Origin of the sequence: Streptomyces sp. NBC_01551 (genome assembly GCF_026339935.1) — a bacterium.
GTDB lineage: Bacteria > Actinomycetota > Actinomycetes > Streptomycetales > Streptomycetaceae > Streptomyces.
On the sequence record NZ_JAPEPX010000001.1, the window covers coordinates 3,859,137 to 3,873,995 of the forward strand.

Sequence of the window (14,859 nt, forward strand, 5' to 3'; positions counted from 1 at the left end):
TGTGACCCTGGGGCGGCCCTCGTACCGGCCGGAAGGATCACCACCCTGTCACGCGGCCGCCCGCCGCCAGTCAACGGGGCGCGCACCGTCCCGCGTAACTGTCCTCCAGGCCAGTTGTGCCCCGGGCGGGCCGGCGCGCGGCCGCCTGCGAGAATGGCCCGGTATCGCCTGCCCGCACCCGATCCGATCCGAGGGGCCTACGCCAGTGACCCGCGCTTCCCTGGACAAGCAGCCGCACGAAGTCGCCTCCATGTTCGACGGTGTGGCGGCGAACTACGACCTCACCAACGACGTCCTCTCCCTCGGCCAGGCCCGGCTGTGGCGCAAGGAGGTCGCCAAGGCGGTCGGCGCGCGCCCCGGGCACACGGTGCTGGACCTGGCCGCCGGAACCGCGACGTCCTCGCTGCCGTTCGCGGAGGCCGGCGCGTACGTCGTCCCCTGCGACTTTTCCCTCGGCATGCTCCGCGAGGGCAAGAAGCGGCACGCCTGGCTGCCGCTGACCGCCGGCGACGCGACGAAGCTGCCGTTCAAGGACGACGTCTTCGACACCGTGACGATCTCGTTCGGGCTGCGCAACGTCCAGGACACCGACGCCGCTCTGCGTGAGCTGTACCGGGTGACCAAGCCGGGCGGGCAGGTCGTGATCTGCGAGTTCTCCCAGCCGACCTGGGCGCCCTTCCGCACGGTCTACACCGAGTACCTGATGCGCGCGCTGCCGCCGGTGGCCCGGGCGGTCTCCTCCAACCCCGACGCGTACGTGTACCTCGCCGAGTCGATCCGCGAGTGGCCGGACCAGCCCGCGCTGGCCGAGCTGCTGCAGAAGGCCGGCTGGTCGAAGGTCGCCTGGCGGAACCTGAGCGGCGGCATCGTGGCGCTGCACCGCGGCACCAAGGCGTAACCCTCCCGTGGATTACCAGCGCCTGCTGGAGCGGATCGAGGCGGACATCGCCCCGCTCGTGGGCAGCGGCACGCCCGCCGAGTACATCCCGGCGCTCGCGACCGTGGACCCGGGGAAGTTCGGGATGGCGATCGCCGACCTCGACGGCAACGTCTTCGGGGTCGGGGACTGGCGGCTGCCGTTCTCCACCCAGTCCATCACCAAGGTGTTCTCGCTGGCCCTGGCGCTCGCCGAGGGCGGCGACAGCCTGTGGGAGCGGGTGGGCCGGGAGCCGTCCGGCAACCCGTTCAACTCGCTCGTACAGCTGGAGTACGAGAACGGCATCCCGCGCAACCCGTTCATCAACGCGGGCGCGCTCGTCGTGACCGACCGGCTCCAGACCCTGACGGGCGACGCGAGCAGCGAACTGCTGAAGTTCCTGCGGGAGGAGAGCGGCAACCCGGAGGTCGGCTTCGACGCCGAGGTGGCGGCCTCCGAGCAGGCACACGGGGACCGCAACGCGGCCGTGGCCCACTTCATGGCCTCGTACGGCAACATCGACAACCCCGTACCGGCGCTGCTGGAGCACTACTTCTGGCAGTGCTCCATCGAGATGAGCTGCGCCGACCTGGCCCGCGCCGGGCGGTTCCTGGCCCGGCACGGGCTGCGCGCGGACGGCTCGCGGCTGCTGACGCGGAGCGAGGCGAAGCAGGTCAACGCGGTGATGCTGACGTGCGGGACGTACGACGCGGCGGGCGAATTCGCCTACCGGGTCGGCCTGCCGGGCAAGAGCGGGGTGGGCGGCGGCATCGTCGCGGTCGTCCCGGGCCGCTGCACCCTCGCGGTGTGGAGCCCGGGCCTCGACGCCCAGGGCAACTCGGTCGCGGGCGTTGCGGCCCTGGACCGCTTCACGACCCTCACGGGCCTGTCCGTTTTCTGACGCGGCCCTCGCACCGCTGGGCGCCGGGGGCGCCCCTGGGCTTCGCCCGCTGCGCCGCTGCGCCGCTGTCCCGCTGCCCCTGCCCCGCTTCGCCGGCCCGCCGGACGCCGGCCCGCCGGACGCCGGCCCGCCGGGCGGGGCCGTGGCCCCACGCGGCGGTACGGCGTCACGCGGCTCAGGCGAGCGTCAGCTCGTAGCGGCGGCCGTGGCGGTGGCCGCTCGGCAGGAGGAACTCCTCGGCCAGGTCCATGCCGAGCCGTTCCGCCACCGCCACCGAACGCGAGTTCCCGGCGTCGATCATCGCCACCACCCGCGGAACCCCCGCCTCCCGGAGCCGGTCCAGCGTGGCCAACGCAGCGGCGTACGCGTAGCCCTGGCCCCACGCCGAGCGGGCCAGCCGCCAGCCGATCTCGATCTCCCCGACCGGCCCCCACTCCTTCTCGCGCGGCCACGGCTGCGCGCCGGTGAACCCGATCACCGCACCCTCCGCGTCCAGCAGCGTCCACAGGCAGTAGCCGAGCTGCGCGTCGTGCATGCGCTGGCGCGCGGTGTACTCCTCGTACACGGACAGCTCGGCGGGCCCGCCGAGGAACTCCATCACGTCGGGGTCGTCGAAGACGCCGTGCCAGGCGTGCGCGTCCTCGTCAGTGGGCACGCGGAGCTGGACGGCGGGGAGCGGCCGGGTCGGCGAGGTGGTCACAGGGGCAGCCCTTCGGATCGTGATCTCTTCCGCTGCATAGACTGCACATGTCCCGTGCCGTTGGGCACCCCTTATCGAGCCTTCGGGAGACCCCGCAGTGACCGAGCCCCTCTCCGAACACTCCGCGGATGTGATCGTCGTCGGGGCCGGGCCCGCCGGCTCCACCACGGCCTACTACCTCGCCAAGGCCGGACTCGACGTCCTGCTCCTGGAGAAGACCGCGTTCCCGCGCGAGAAGGTCTGCGGCGACGGCCTGACCCCGCGCGCCACGAAGCAGCTGGTCGCGATGGGCATCGACATCTCCGAAGAGGCCGGCTGGCTGCGCAACAAGGGCCTGCGGATCATCGGCGGCGGGCAGCGGCTCCAGCTGGACTGGCCGGAACTCGCCTCCTACCCGGACTACGGACTCGTCCGCAAGCGCGACGACTTCGACGAGACCCTGGCCCGCCAGGCGCAGAAGGCGGGCGCCCGCCTCTACGAGCGCTGCAACGTCGGCGAGCCCGTCCGCGACCCCCGCACCGGTCACATCACCGGCGTGCAGGCGAAGCTCGGCGAGGAGAAGACCCCGGTCACCTTCAGCGCCCCGCTCGTGGTCGCCGCCGACGGAAACTCCTCGCGCCTCTCCCTGGCGATGGGCCTGCACCGGCGCGAGGACCGCCCGATGGGCGTCGCCGTACGGACCTACTTCACCTCCCCGCGCCACGACGACGACTACCTGGAGTCCTGGCTGGAGCTGTGGGACCGGCGCGGCGCGCAGGACCGGCTGCTGCCCGGCTACGGCTGGATCTTCGGCATGGGCGACGGCACCTCCAACGTCGGCCTCGGCATCCTCAACTCCTCCTCCGCCTTCAAGGAGCTGGACTGGCGCGAGGTCCTCAAGGCCTGGTGCGCCTCGATGCCGGAGGACTGGGGCTACACCCCGGAGAACATGACGCAGCCGATCCGCGGCGCGGCCCTGCCGATGGCCTTCAACCGGCAGCCGCACTACACCAAGGGCCTGTTGCTGGTCGGTGACGCGGGCGGGCTCGTCAACCCGTTCAACGGCGAGGGCATCGCGTACGCCATGGAGTCCGGCCAGATCGCGGCCGACGTCATCGTGCAGGCGCACGCGCGCGCCACCCCGGCGCAGCGCGAGCTGGCGCTGCACAGCTACCCGAAGGTCCTCAAGGAGACCTACGGCGGCTACTACACGCTGGGCCGCGCCTTCGTGAAGCTGATCGGCAACCCGAAGGTCATGAAGATCGCCGCCCAGCGCGGCCTGACCCACCCGGTGCTGATGCGGTTCACGCTGAAGATGCTGGCCAACCTGACCGACCCGACGGGCGGCGACGCGATGGACCGCATCATCAACGGCCTCTCGAAGGTGGCCCCGAAGGCCTGAGCCGAGGCGCCTTACAGGGCGGGCCGCGGTGGGGTTTCCCCGTCGCGGCCCGCTTCCCCGTAGGGGGCGTCGTCGTACGTCGCTTCGTGGACGGTGCGGACGCAGCGGGCCAGCAGTGCCAGGCCGCACAGCAGCAGGGCCGTCGAGGCCGCCCAGCCCAGGCCGAGCGTGACCGGGCTCCCGGCGCCCTGCCAGGGGCGGGCGGTGCTCAGGAGCCAGCCGCCGACCGCGAGGAGCGCGAGCCCGGCGGCGGCGGGGACGGCCGTGGGGTCGCCGGCGCCCTGGTCCTCGTACGGTTCGGTGATCACGGGACCACCACCTCCAGGGGTCATTCGGTCGGGCGCGCCCCCGCTATCTTCGCAAAGCCTCGGCCGGTTCGACACGGGCCGCCCGCCAGGCGGGATACAGGCCGGCCAGCAGGCCCGTGAGCAGCCCGGCGAGCGGGGCGGCCGCGACGGTGACCGGGTGGATGACCGGCGTCCAGCCGCGGGCCAGGGACACCCCGACGACGGTGAGTTCGCCGAGGGAGGTGCCCACGAGGCCGCCGAGCGCGCCCAGGGCGGCGGACTCGGTGAGGAACTGCGCCGACACGTGCCGCCCGCGGGCGCCGAGCGCGCGGCGCAGCCCGATCTCCCCGGTCCGCTCCAGGACGGCGACCAGCGTGGTGTTGGCGATCCCGACCGCCCCGATGACCAGGCAGACGCCGGCGAGCAGCAGGAACAGCGCGCTGAGGTCGGAGGTCACTCCGGAGCGCAGGGTCCGGGGATCGGGCGGCGGTACGGCCTTCAGGTACTCGGGGTGGTCGGGGCGCAGGGCGAGCGGGACGAGGCCGGCGACCTGGCGGGCGGCGCCGAGTTCGGTGTCGATCAGCATGCTCGCGGAGGACGGCCCGGGCGGGCCCCACAGCTCCTCGGCGGTGGCGCGGGGGACCAGCACCGAGAGCAGGTGCTCGGGTTCGCGGCCGACGTCCGCGATGATCCCGGCCACGGTGAACGGCTGCGCGCCGATGTGGACGACGGGGCGGGTGGCCAGGGTGGTGATGCCGAGGCGGTCGGCGACGCCGCCGCCGATGAGGGCGACGCGGGCGCGGGTCCGCTCGGCGTACTCGTCGTAGAGCCTGCCCTCCCGGAGGGTCGGCGCGAGGGCGGCGACGGCGCCGGGGGAGGCGGCGACGACGGCGGTGGCGGCGGTGCCGCCGCTGCCCGCCCGGCTCGTGGGGAGCAGGCCGACGGGGGTGTCGGGGTCCAGTCGTACGGTCCACATCACCCCGGCGTGCGCGATGCCGGCGACCTGGCGCAGCCGCTGTTCGGCGTCGGCGGGGAACGCGGGGCCGGCGAACTCGTCGTGCTCGGCGGCGACGTCCTGGACGGTCACCTCGGTGGCGGTCAGGACGTTGAAGCGGCCGTCGATCTGGGAGGAGAGGGTGGCGGTCAGCCCGAGCACGGCCACGAAGCTGCCGACGCCGAGGACGGTGCCGAGCGCGGTGAGCACGGCCCGGCCGGGGCGGCGCAGGATCCCGGCGAGAGCCTCGGAGAGGGTGTCGCGGGCGGACAGCCGGGTGGCGCGGAGCTCGCTCACGCGGAGAGCCGGCCGTCGTGGATGGTGACGGTCCGCCGGCCGCGGGCGGCGACCTCGGGGTCGTGGGTGATGACGAGGACGGTCATCCCGGCGCCGTGCAGCTCGTCCAGCAGGGCCAGTACGGCGGCGGCGTTCGCGGAGTCCAGGTTGCCGGTCGGCTCGTCGCAGAGCAGCAGCGAGGGACGGCCGACGAGGGCCCGGGCGATGGCCACGCGCTGGCGCTCGCCGCCGGAGAGCCGGCCGGGGACGGCGGTGGCGCGGGGCGCGAGCCCGACCTGGTCGAGGGCCTCCCGGGCCCGTACGAGGCGCTCCTTGCGCGGGACTTCGGTGTAGAGCATGGCCAGGGTGACGTTCTCCAGGGCGGAGCGGTGGGGGAGGAGGTGGAAGGCCTGGAAGACGAACCCGATCCGGCGCCCGCGCAGGGCGGTCCGGCGGCGGTCGGGCAGCGCGGCGGTGTCGATGCCGTCGAGGAGGTAGCGGCCTCTGGTGGGGGAGTCGAGCAGTCCGGCGACGTTGAGGAAGGTGGACTTCCCTGAGCCGGAGGGGCCGACGACGGTGACGAACTCGCCGCGCCGCACGAGGAGGTCGCAGGGGTGCAGGGCCGTCACGGGCGGGGGCCCGGGGTAGGTCAGCCCGACGCCCCGGAACTCGATGACCGGGGGCGTCGTCATCGCTTCGCCGGCGTCGTGCCGACGACGACCCTGGCCCCGGCCGCGAGGGAGCCCTCCCGTACCGGGGTCACGGCCACGAAGCCGTCGCCGCTGGTGCCGGTACGGACCTCCACGCGGTGCTGCGCGCCGTCCGCGGCGCGGGCGGTGACGACGGTACGGCCGTCCGCGCCGGCGGAGAGCGCGGTGACGGGAACGACGAGGGCCGGCCCGTCGGTCGCGGCGGACTCCACGGTCAACCGCACGTCCTGCCCGGCGAACCCGGCGGGCAACGCCGCTTCGCTCCGCACGACCATCCGATACCCCATCTCACCGCCGCCGCCGGCACCACCCTGTGCACCCTGTGCACCCTGCGGGCCCTGCGCCGCCCGGCTGGACCGCTCCCCGGCCACGACCGCGACCTCCCCCCGGGTGTCCGTCCCGTCAAGCTCGGAGGAGATGACGACCGGCATCCCGGGCCGCAGCATCTGCCTCTTCTCGTCCTTGAGGTACGCCTCGACGACGAGCTCCCCGGCGGACACGGTCAGCACCGGCCCGGACACGGTGACCCCGACCTGCGCGGCCACGCTCGCGACCCGAGCGGGAAACCCCCGGAGGAACACCACCTCACCGGCGGGCAACATCGGCCCCTCCGCCGCCTCCACCGCCGCCAACGCCTCCCGAGCCTCCCCCAACGCCTCCCCGGCCCGCGTCACGCCCAAGTCCCCGGCAGACCCACTGCCCCCGCCGGGGGCAGGCCCCTTTGAACGGCCGACGTCGCCGGACTTCCCGGCGGAACCGGAGCCCCCGGCCGTGGCCGCGCCTCCGTCAGCGGTAGCGCCGCCTGGCCGCCCCCCGGCGGAGCCGGACTCCCCGGCGGCGGCCGGGGTCTTGCGGGTGCCGGGGGTCTGGCCGGCGGGCCAGGCTGCCCGCGCGGCGAAGTCGGCGTCTTCGTCCTTGGCCGAGCCTCCGCCCCCGGCCGCGCCCCCGGCAAGGCCGGAGCGTCCGGCCTTGGCCGCGCTTCCGGGCCCGACGGAGCCGTCGGCCGCGCTCCCGGCGGAGCCGGACACCCCGCCCGCAGCCGCACCCCCGGCGGAGCCGGTGGCCGAGCCGCCGACCGTGGCCGAACTTCCGGTAGCGGCAGCGCCCCCGGCGGAGCGGTCGGCGTCTTCCAGGGCCCATTCCGCCGATCTCACCGCCTCGCGGGCCTCCTTCAGGCGGGCCGGGCCGTCCGGGAAGGCGGGGGCGGGGGTGTAGCCGAGGGCGTCGTAGACGGCCGTGAGGGCCGACTTGGTGCCCGGGCCGAAGACGCCCTTCGGGTCCCGCCCCGTGCCGTGGCCCAGCTCGCGCAGCGCGGCCTGGACCTGGGCGACATCGTCGCCCGTGGCACCGGGCTTCAGGTCCCGGTACATCGGCACCGCACCGTGCAGCGCGAACACCGGCCGCCCCGAGACCTCCGCGAGCAGTCGCCCCGCCCCGACGGCGTCCCCCGCCTTCAGCGGCAGCTTCGTCACCACCCCCGGCGGGGCCACCGCCACGCTCTGGTCCGCGACCACCGTCCCCCGCATCACCACCGTCTCCGCGAGTACCCGCCGCTCCACCTCCGCGGTCAGCACCCCCTGCGCCGGCGGCCCGGTTTCCGCTGCCACCTGCGCCGGTGACTTCACCACCGCCGTCGCCAGCAGCCCCCCGACCGCCATCAGCGCGGCCCCGCCGGCGATCCCGAGTACGCCCCGCCGCCCCCTCACCCCGTCACCTCTTCTCCGCCGGCCGGCACTTCCGCAGCGCGTCCACGTGCTCCCGCTTCAGCGCGGCCCACCGCTCGGCGGGCCGCCCGCGGATCGACCTCACCCGTCACCGGGTCCGGATCCGGGTACCAGGAGACCCCCTCGGCCCGCAGGCACGTGGATTCCTTCCGCGCCGCCGCCAGCCGCCCCGCACTCACCGGCTGCGGCGAAGGCACCGGCGGAACGAGCGGCTCACACGCTTTGTGCGCCTTTTCGTTCCACGGCTTCGACTTGTCCACCCGAGGTGCCCCGTAATCGGTGTGGACGATCGCGACGCCCTCCTTCTTCAGGCAGTCGTAGTAGGCGATCTCGGCCGCCGTGGGCGGCGGACTGTCACTCGCCCGGGGTTCCTCTTCCCCGCCACATCCCGTCAGGGAAATACCCAGGACGAGCATCAGCGGAGCGAAATGGCATGCGCGCACGACGGTGATTCCCTTGCGGCGATAGAAGTGGAGTTCGCGCGTCCATGGAGGGGCGTCACGGGCGTGCGGCCAGATGGTAGGGAGAGCCGATCGCGTGCGGCAAGTCCCGTGCAAGCCAAGTCAGATGATTGTCCATCAGGCGGGAAAACGCCTGTTGCGGAACACGGGTGGACTGTTGAATCCCGGCCGGACGGAAAACCGCACGCGCGGCCCGCCAACCCCCGCACCGTAATTCACCCGAAGAGTGAGGAACGCGTGATGAACAAGGCAATCCGCAGGCTGGCGTCGGGCTGCATGGCCGTCGTCTCGGTAAGCGGCGTACTTCTGGGCACGGCCGCTTCGTCATCGGCCATGGGCAAGGACGGCAATCTGGAAGTCGACGAGTTCGGCCTTTTCTACTACGCGGGCCGCTCTGGCTGTGTTTTCGACCTGTACGGCGAGGACCGGAACTTCAACGACGACACGTTCAAGGGTTCCTGCACGGGCTCCGGTTCCCTCGTGAACGACAACACCGAGTCCTACCGGAACCGGGACGTCTACGCCTGGAAGGTGGCCACCGACAAGGACCTCGACGGCAACGTCGGGGAGATCCCCTCCAAGTACGAGGGGAACGCCTCGGCCACCTTCAAGAACAAGATCAGCTCCTCCACCTACACGCTCCATCCCTGATCCCTGACCCCTGACCCCTGTCCCCCGAGGCCCGCACCGCACCCCGTACGCCGCACCCCACGAAGGAGCCCGCGCGATGCGCAACGCCCGCCCCCGGTCCGCCGTCCTGGCCGTCGCCCTGCCGACGGCGCTGACGGCCGCGCTCCTGGCCGGCTGCGCGGACCCGGGAGGCGGCGGCGCGGCCGGGGGCGGCGAGCCGGAACTCGGCGCGGTCGAGCTCAACCCCGCCACCGCCTCGATCGCGCTGCCGATGGACGCGTACACGGACACCGAGGCCGAGGCCGTCCGGATGGGCCGCGTCCAGGAGGGCCTGGTCTCCCGGTGCATGGCCCGGTACGGGTTCACGTACGAGGGCCCGCGGCCGGCCGCGGGCGCCACCGCCTCTGCCTCCGGGGACCGCCACAAGTACCTCTTCGGGCTGGCCGATCCGGCGTACGCGGCCGCCCACGGCTACGACAAGGGCGCGGGGGCGGGCGCGAACGGAGGAAACCGGGAGAAACCGCCTGCCCCGCAGCTGAGCGACAGCGCGTACGCCGTCCTGCACGGCGAACAGCGCGGCACCCAGGGCGGCGGGAGGGCTCCCGACGCCCCCAACGAGGAGGAGGCCGCCGGGACGGACAGCGGCATCGAGGTCGGCGGGCGGAAGGTGCCGCCCGGCGGCTGCGGGCGCGAGGCGTACCGCAAGCTCTACGCGCCGCGGAAGGACAGCGTGGACCTGCTGTTCGCCTTCGGGCTGGCCTCGGAGGCGCACGACCGCTCCAAGCGGGACTCGCGGGTCGTCGAGGTGCTCGCCAAGTGGTCGGCCTGCATGGACAAGTCGGGCTATCCCGGGATCAAGTCCCCGTACGACGTCGTCGACACGCTCGCCCTGGAGGACGACAAGGGCGGCGCCAAGGCGGTGGCGGCGGCCACGGCGGACGTCGCGTGCAAGCGCGAGGTGAACCTGGTCGGGGTCTGGGCCGCCGTCGAGAAGGCGTACCAGGAGCGGCTCGTGGACGAGCACGCGCAGACGCTGGCCCTCTACGAGAAGCAGCGCGACGCCCGCTTCGAACTGGCGGCGAGCCTCGGCTGAGGGGCGCAAAAGACGCGGAAGGGCCGGTACTCCACCCCCGAGCGGGGGAGTACCGGCCCTTCCGTAAGCCTAAGACGGCTCAGGCGCCTCAGACGGCAGACGCCTCAGACGGCTCAGAGGACGCGCACGGCGCCCGTCGGCCGGTCGTAGCTCAGCGGACGCTCGACGATGCCCGTGCTGGGGTTCTGGGCGCCCACGAACTTGCCGCCGCCGACGTAGATGGCGACGTGGTACGCGCTGCCCTTGCTGCCCCAGTACAGGATGTCGCCCGGCTGGAGGGCGTTCAGCGACACGGAGGTGCCGGCCAGCGACTGCGACTGCGAGGTGCGGCTCAGCGAGATGCCGGCCTGGCGGTACGCGGCCTGGACGAGGCCGGAGCAGTCGTACGCGGAGGAGCCGGTGGCGCCCATGACGTACGCCTTGCCGATCTGGGCGCGCGCGAAGTTCACGATGGCCGCGGCGGAGCCGGTGGCCGGGGTGCTGGAGCCGGAGGTGCTCTTGGAGGGCGCGGAAGCCTTGCCGGAGTCCGAGTTCGACGCGGACGCGTTCGTCAGCGTGGAGCGGTCGGTGCTGCGGTTGGCGCGGTCGGCGGCCGCCTTGCGGTCGGCCTCGTCCTTCGCCTTCTTCTCGGCGTCGGCCTTCTTCTGGGCCTCTTCCTTGGCTTCCTTCGCCTCGGCGGCGGCTCCCGTACGGGCGCTCTCCTCCTGGGCGTTCAGCTCGCCTTCCACGGCGGCCGCGCGGGTGTTCTCGGCGGCCGTGGTGACGGCGGAGGCGACGTCGGAAGCCAGGTCCATGTCGAGGACCGGCATTTCGAGCGTCGTCTCGGTCACGGGCTCGGCGGCGGGGGACGCGCTCGCCGTGCCGGCCATGGCCAGGGTGCTGAGGACGCCACCGGCAACTCCGGCGCGGACCGCGAGCTTCGAGGCGCTACGGCGGGGCTTCCGGTGGCTGGGTATGTGAGCGGTGTGGGACATGAGAACAACCGCTATCAGGGGGTTGCGGTCCGCTTCAAGAAACGTGGTCTGCGCCACAGTTGTGCCAGAAGAGGTTTAACCGGGCGCGTCGCGCGTCTTATTGACGGCCTAACGGACGAATCGGACAGCGCCCCGCAAGCCTGTGATCATGGGGTTTCAGTAATAAGTCCGAATTGATCTGGCGCCTACCATTCCTCGGTACCGGTGGCCAAGCCCGCTTTCGGCGGCTCGGATTCCGCGTGACGCAGGTCACAAGAACGTCACGTCGTGTGGACGCTGTGGGCAGGCCGTGACTCCCCTGTGACGGCGCCTTCGGGCTCGTGAACGGATGCACACCCTCCGTGCACGCCCCGTCGCGTCCACTTCCGTACCCGAGAGCTCCCTCGACCGGGCGACGCGGATCCCTTTACCGCGACCTCCTCCCTGTCGCAAATTTGCTTGCATGGGACATGTTTGATAGTGCGATCACGCGTCTACCTGCGGTAACGCCGCCCAATGTCACCTTTGGTGATCATGTGGATGCTTCGCGTGCGTAGATCACCACTCATCTGACTTCATGATCGTTCGTCAGGTGGTGGAGATCACAAACTCGTTGTTGTTACCCGTGTCGCAGATCACAGACCAGCAGGCATAAGATGCGCACCAGTCCGGCTTGTGAACTGCCTCACATGTACAAGATCCGAGGCGGCGCACTCGGCGCCGGCACAGCGGTCCATCGGTCAAGGACGACTGGAAGGAGCGAGGAGCGTGAATGCGTACGCGCCCATCCTCGTGCTCGGCGCCCTCGGCGCAGGGTTTGCGATCTTCTCCGTGGTCATGGCCACGCTGATCGGCCCGAAACGGTACAACCGGGCAAAGCTCGAAGCGTACGAGTGCGGCATCGAGCCCACACCGGTGCCGGCCGGCGGCGGTCGCTTCCCCATCAAGTACTACCTGACGGCGATGCTCTTCATCGTCTTCGACATCGAGGTTGTCTTCCTCTACCCCTGGGCCGTCACCTTCGACTCCCTGGGGATCTTCGGGCTCGTCGAGATGCTGCTCTTCGTGCTCACCGTCTTCGTCGCCTACGCCTACGTGTGGCGCCGCGGCGGCCTGGAATGGGACTGAGGGGCTGAATTTCCATGGGACTGGAAGAGAAGCTGCCGAGCGGCTTTCTGCTGACCACCGTCGAACAGGCCGCGGGCTGGGTGCGCAAGTCATCCGTCTTCCCGGCCACCTTCGGCCTCGCGTGCTGCGCCATCGAGATGATGACCACCGGAGCGGGCCGGTACGACCTGGCCCGCTTCGGCATGGAGGTCTTCCGCGGCTCCCCGCGCCAGGCCGATCTGATGATCGTGGCCGGCCGGGTCAGCCAGAAGATGGCGCCCGTGCTGCGGCAGGTGTACGACCAGATGCCCGCTCCCAAGTGGGTCATCTCCATGGGCGTTTGCGCCTCTTCAGGCGGAATGTTCAACAACTACGCGATTGTCCAGGGCGTCGACCACATCGTCCCCGTGGACATCTACCTGCCCGGCTGCCCGCCCCGCCCCGAGATGCTGTTGGACGCGATCCTCAAGCTCCACCAGAAGATCCAGGGCTCGAAGCTCGGAGTGAACCGGGAAGAGGCGGCGCGCGAGGCGGAGGAGGCGGCCCTCAAGGCCCTCCCCACCATCGAGATGAAGGGGTTGCTCCGGTGAGCGACGACCCGGCCGTCGAGAACGGCAACGCCCAGAACGGCGACGCGGCGCAGAACGGCAATAACGTGCCTGCGCCGAGGGGGTTCGCCGGCCCCGAGGTGATCGGCGTCCGCAAGGGCATGTTCGGCGCCCGCGGCGGCGGTGACACCAGCGGCTACGGCGGCCTCGTCCGCACCGTGGCCCTGCCGGGCGCGAGCCACCGCCCGTACGGCTCGTACTTCGACGAGGTCGCCGACGAGCTCGAAGGCGCCCTGGAGGAACAGGGCCTCGTCCCCGAGAACGCCATCGAGAAGACGGTCGTCGACCGCGGCGAGCTCACCTTCCACATCGCCCGCGAGCACCTCGTCAAGGTGGCCTCCACCCTGCGCGACGACCCGGCCCTGCGCTTCGAGCTCTGCACCGGCGTATCCGGCGTGCACTTCCCCGGCGACAAGGGCCGCGAGCTGCACGCCGTCTACCACCTGCGCTCGATCACGCACGGCCGGGTGGTGCGGCTGGAGGTGTCGGCGCCGGACGGCGACCCGCACGTCCCCTCGCTCGTCTCCGTCTACCCGACCAACGACTGGCACGAGCGCGAGACGTACGACTTCTTCGGCCTGGTCTTCGACGGGCACCCGGCCCTCACCCGGATCATGATGCCGGACGACTGGCAGGGCTTCCCGCAGCGCAAGGACTACCCGCTCGGCGGCATTCCCGTCGAGTACAAGGGCGCCCAGATCCCGGCTCCCGACCAGCGGAGGTCGTACAGCTGATGTCCACGTCAAACCACGCCTCCTCGAACGCCGCCTCCTCCCGCGAGACGACCGAGGGCACCGTCTACACCGTCACCGGTGGCGACTGGGACGAGATCGTCCAGTCGGCGGCCCGGGCGGACGACGAGCGGATCGTCGTCAACATGGGTCCGCAGCACCCGTCCACCCACGGAGTGCTCCGCCTGATCCTGGAGATCGACGGCGAGACGGTCACCGAGGCCCGCTGCGGAATCGGCTACCTGCACACCGGCATCGAGAAGAACCTCGAATTCCGGAACTGGACGCAGGGCACCACCTTCGTGACGCGCATGGACTACCTGACGCCGTTCTTCAACGAGACGGCGTACTGCCTCGGCGTCGAGAAGCTGCTCGGCATCACCGACCAGATCCCGGACCGCGCCACCGTCATCCGCGTCCTGCTGATGGAGCTCAACCGGCTCTCCTCCCACCTGGTGTGCATCGCCACCGGCGGCATGGAGCTGGGCGCGACCACGATCATGATCTACGGCTTCCGCGACCGCGAGCTGATCCTCGACATCTTCGAGCTGATCACCGGGCTGCGCATGAACCACGCGTTCGTCCGCCCCGGCGGCCTCGCCCAGGACCTGCCGCCGGGCGCCGTCGACCAGCTGCGCGACTTCGTGAAGACCATGAAGAAGAACCTGCCGGAGTACGACAAGCTCGCCACGGGCAACCCCATCTTCAAGGCCCGCATGCAGGACGTCGGCTACCTCGACCTCACCGGCTGCATGGCGCTCGGCGCCACCGGCCCGATCCTGCGCTCGGCCGGCCTGCCGCACGACCTGCGCAAGTCGGACCCGTACTGCGGCTACGAGACCTACGAGTTCGACGTGCCGACCACCGAGAGCTGCGACTCCTACGGGCGGTTCCTGATCCGCCTGGAGGAGATGCGCCAGTCGCTCCGGATCGTCGAACAGTGCCTGGAGCGGCTGGAGCCGGGCCCGGTCATGGTCGCCGACAAGAAGATCGCCTGGCCCGCGCAGCTCGCGATGGGCCCGGACGGCCTCGGCAACTCCCTCGACCACATCAGGAACATCATGGGCACCTCCATGGAGGCCCTCATCCACCACTTCAAGCTGGTGACCGAGGGCTTCCGGGTACCGGCCGGCCAGGCCTACGCGGCCGTCGAGTCCCCCAAGGGCGAACTCGGCGTCCACGTCGTCTCCGACGGCGGCACCCGCCCCTACCGGGTCCACTTTCGCGACCCGTCCTTCACCAACCTGCAGGCCATGGCCGCGATGTGCGAGGGCGGCCAGGTCGCCGACGTCATCGTCGCCGTCGCCTCCATCGACCCCGTGATGGGAGGCGTCGACCGATGACCACCGCGTTTCCTGGAGGGGACACCCCCCAGGCACCCCTGTCT

At 71.8% G+C, this 14,859-nt stretch carries 16 protein-coding genes; 9 read left to right on the forward strand and 7 right to left on the reverse strand.

What is annotated here, in order from left to right; all coding sequences use genetic code 11:
* The first annotated feature begins 205 nt into the window (after positions 1-205).
* Positions 206-898 carry a demethylmenaquinone methyltransferase gene (locus tag OG982_RS17425; RefSeq protein ID WP_266785746.1) on the forward strand — a complete coding sequence of 231 codons (693 nt, stop codon included), beginning with the start codon at positions 206-208 and terminating at the stop codon, positions 896-898.
* Between the two features lie 7 nt (positions 899-905).
* The gene (locus tag OG982_RS17430; RefSeq protein ID WP_266785744.1) at positions 906-1,817 is read left to right on the forward strand and encodes a glutaminase; all 912 of its coding nucleotides are present in this window, start codon (positions 906-908) and stop codon (positions 1,815-1,817) included.
* Positions 1,818-1,992: 175 nt separating this feature from the next.
* On the opposite strand, the gene OG982_RS17435 is transcribed toward OG982_RS17430, so the two are convergent.
* Positions 1,993-2,517 (reverse strand): GNAT family N-acetyltransferase, encoded by a 525-nt coding sequence (locus tag OG982_RS17435; RefSeq protein WP_266785742.1) that lies wholly within the window; start codon positions 2,515-2,517, stop codon positions 1,993-1,995.
* A gap of 97 nt (positions 2,518-2,614) precedes the next feature.
* Here OG982_RS17435 and OG982_RS17440 point away from each other — a divergent pair, with 97 nt between their 5' ends.
* Positions 2,615-3,898, forward strand: a complete 1,284-nt coding sequence (locus OG982_RS17440) for a geranylgeranyl reductase family protein (protein WP_266785740.1) — start codon at positions 2,615-2,617, stop codon at positions 3,896-3,898.
* Between the two features lie 11 nt (positions 3,899-3,909).
* On the opposite strand, the gene OG982_RS17445 is transcribed toward OG982_RS17440, so the two are convergent.
* From OG982_RS17445 to OG982_RS17465, 5 genes are read right to left on the reverse strand one after another with little or no spacing between them, the layout of a single operon-like run.
* A complete protein-coding gene (locus tag OG982_RS17445; protein ID WP_266785738.1) occupies positions 3,910-4,206 on the reverse strand; it encodes a hypothetical protein in 297 nt (98 codons plus the stop codon).
* A 43-nt stretch (positions 4,207-4,249) separates the two neighbouring features.
* On the reverse strand, positions 4,250-5,476 hold the full coding sequence (locus OG982_RS17450; protein ID WP_266785736.1) for an ABC transporter permease: 1,227 nt from the start codon (positions 5,474-5,476) through the stop codon (positions 4,250-4,252).
* The gene (locus OG982_RS17455) at positions 5,473-6,147 is read right to left on the reverse strand and encodes an ABC transporter ATP-binding protein (RefSeq protein WP_266948852.1); all 675 of its coding nucleotides are present in this window, start codon (positions 6,145-6,147) and stop codon (positions 5,473-5,475) included. The genes OG982_RS17450 and OG982_RS17455 overlap by 4 nt, the downstream gene beginning before the upstream one ends.
* Positions 6,144-7,871, reverse strand: coding sequence for a peptidoglycan-binding protein (locus OG982_RS17460; RefSeq protein WP_266785732.1), 1,728 nt, complete (start codon positions 7,869-7,871; stop codon positions 6,144-6,146). The genes OG982_RS17455 and OG982_RS17460 overlap by 4 nt, the downstream gene beginning before the upstream one ends.
* A complete protein-coding gene (locus OG982_RS17465) occupies positions 7,868-8,305 on the reverse strand; it encodes a hypothetical protein (RefSeq protein WP_266785730.1) in 438 nt (145 codons plus the stop codon). Before OG982_RS17465 ends, OG982_RS17460 begins: the two co-directional genes overlap by 4 nt.
* A 285-nt stretch (positions 8,306-8,590) precedes the next feature.
* Between OG982_RS17465 and OG982_RS17470 the strand changes: the two genes are divergently transcribed.
* Both OG982_RS17470 and OG982_RS17475 read left to right on the forward strand, forming a co-directional pair.
* Positions 8,591-9,001 (forward strand): hypothetical protein, encoded by a 411-nt coding sequence (locus tag OG982_RS17470; protein WP_266785728.1) that lies wholly within the window; start codon positions 8,591-8,593, stop codon positions 8,999-9,001.
* Positions 9,002-9,077: 76 nt separating this feature from the next.
* Positions 9,078-10,073 (forward strand): hypothetical protein, encoded by a 996-nt coding sequence (locus OG982_RS17475; RefSeq protein WP_266785726.1) that lies wholly within the window; start codon positions 9,078-9,080, stop codon positions 10,071-10,073.
* Positions 10,074-10,186: 113 nt separating this feature from the next.
* Here OG982_RS17475 and OG982_RS17480 read toward each other — a convergent pair whose 3' ends face one another.
* Positions 10,187-11,047, reverse strand: a complete 861-nt coding sequence (locus OG982_RS17480) for a C40 family peptidase (RefSeq protein ID WP_266785724.1) — start codon at positions 11,045-11,047, stop codon at positions 10,187-10,189.
* Between the two features lie 747 nt (positions 11,048-11,794).
* On the opposite strand from OG982_RS17480, the gene OG982_RS17485 reads away from it, so the two are divergent.
* Genes OG982_RS17485 through OG982_RS17500 form a run of 4 tightly spaced genes read left to right on the forward strand, consistent with a single transcriptional unit; the run spans position 11,795 to position 14,815 of the window.
* Positions 11,795-12,154 carry an NADH-quinone oxidoreductase subunit A gene (locus OG982_RS17485; RefSeq protein ID WP_008738438.1) on the forward strand — a complete coding sequence of 120 codons (360 nt, stop codon included), beginning with the start codon at positions 11,795-11,797 and terminating at the stop codon, positions 12,152-12,154.
* A 14-nt stretch (positions 12,155-12,168) separates the two neighbouring features.
* Positions 12,169-12,723 (forward strand): NADH-quinone oxidoreductase subunit B family protein, encoded by a 555-nt coding sequence (locus tag OG982_RS17490; RefSeq protein WP_123079911.1) that lies wholly within the window; start codon positions 12,169-12,171, stop codon positions 12,721-12,723.
* The gene (locus OG982_RS17495) at positions 12,720-13,475 is read left to right on the forward strand and encodes an NADH-quinone oxidoreductase subunit C (protein WP_266785721.1); all 756 of its coding nucleotides are present in this window, start codon (positions 12,720-12,722) and stop codon (positions 13,473-13,475) included. The genes OG982_RS17490 and OG982_RS17495 overlap by 4 nt, the downstream gene beginning before the upstream one ends.
* Positions 13,475-14,815 (forward strand): NADH-quinone oxidoreductase subunit D, encoded by a 1,341-nt coding sequence (locus OG982_RS17500; RefSeq protein ID WP_266785719.1) that lies wholly within the window; start codon positions 13,475-13,477, stop codon positions 14,813-14,815. Before OG982_RS17495 ends, OG982_RS17500 begins: the two co-directional genes overlap by 1 nt.
* Positions 14,816-14,859 lie beyond the last annotated feature (44 nt).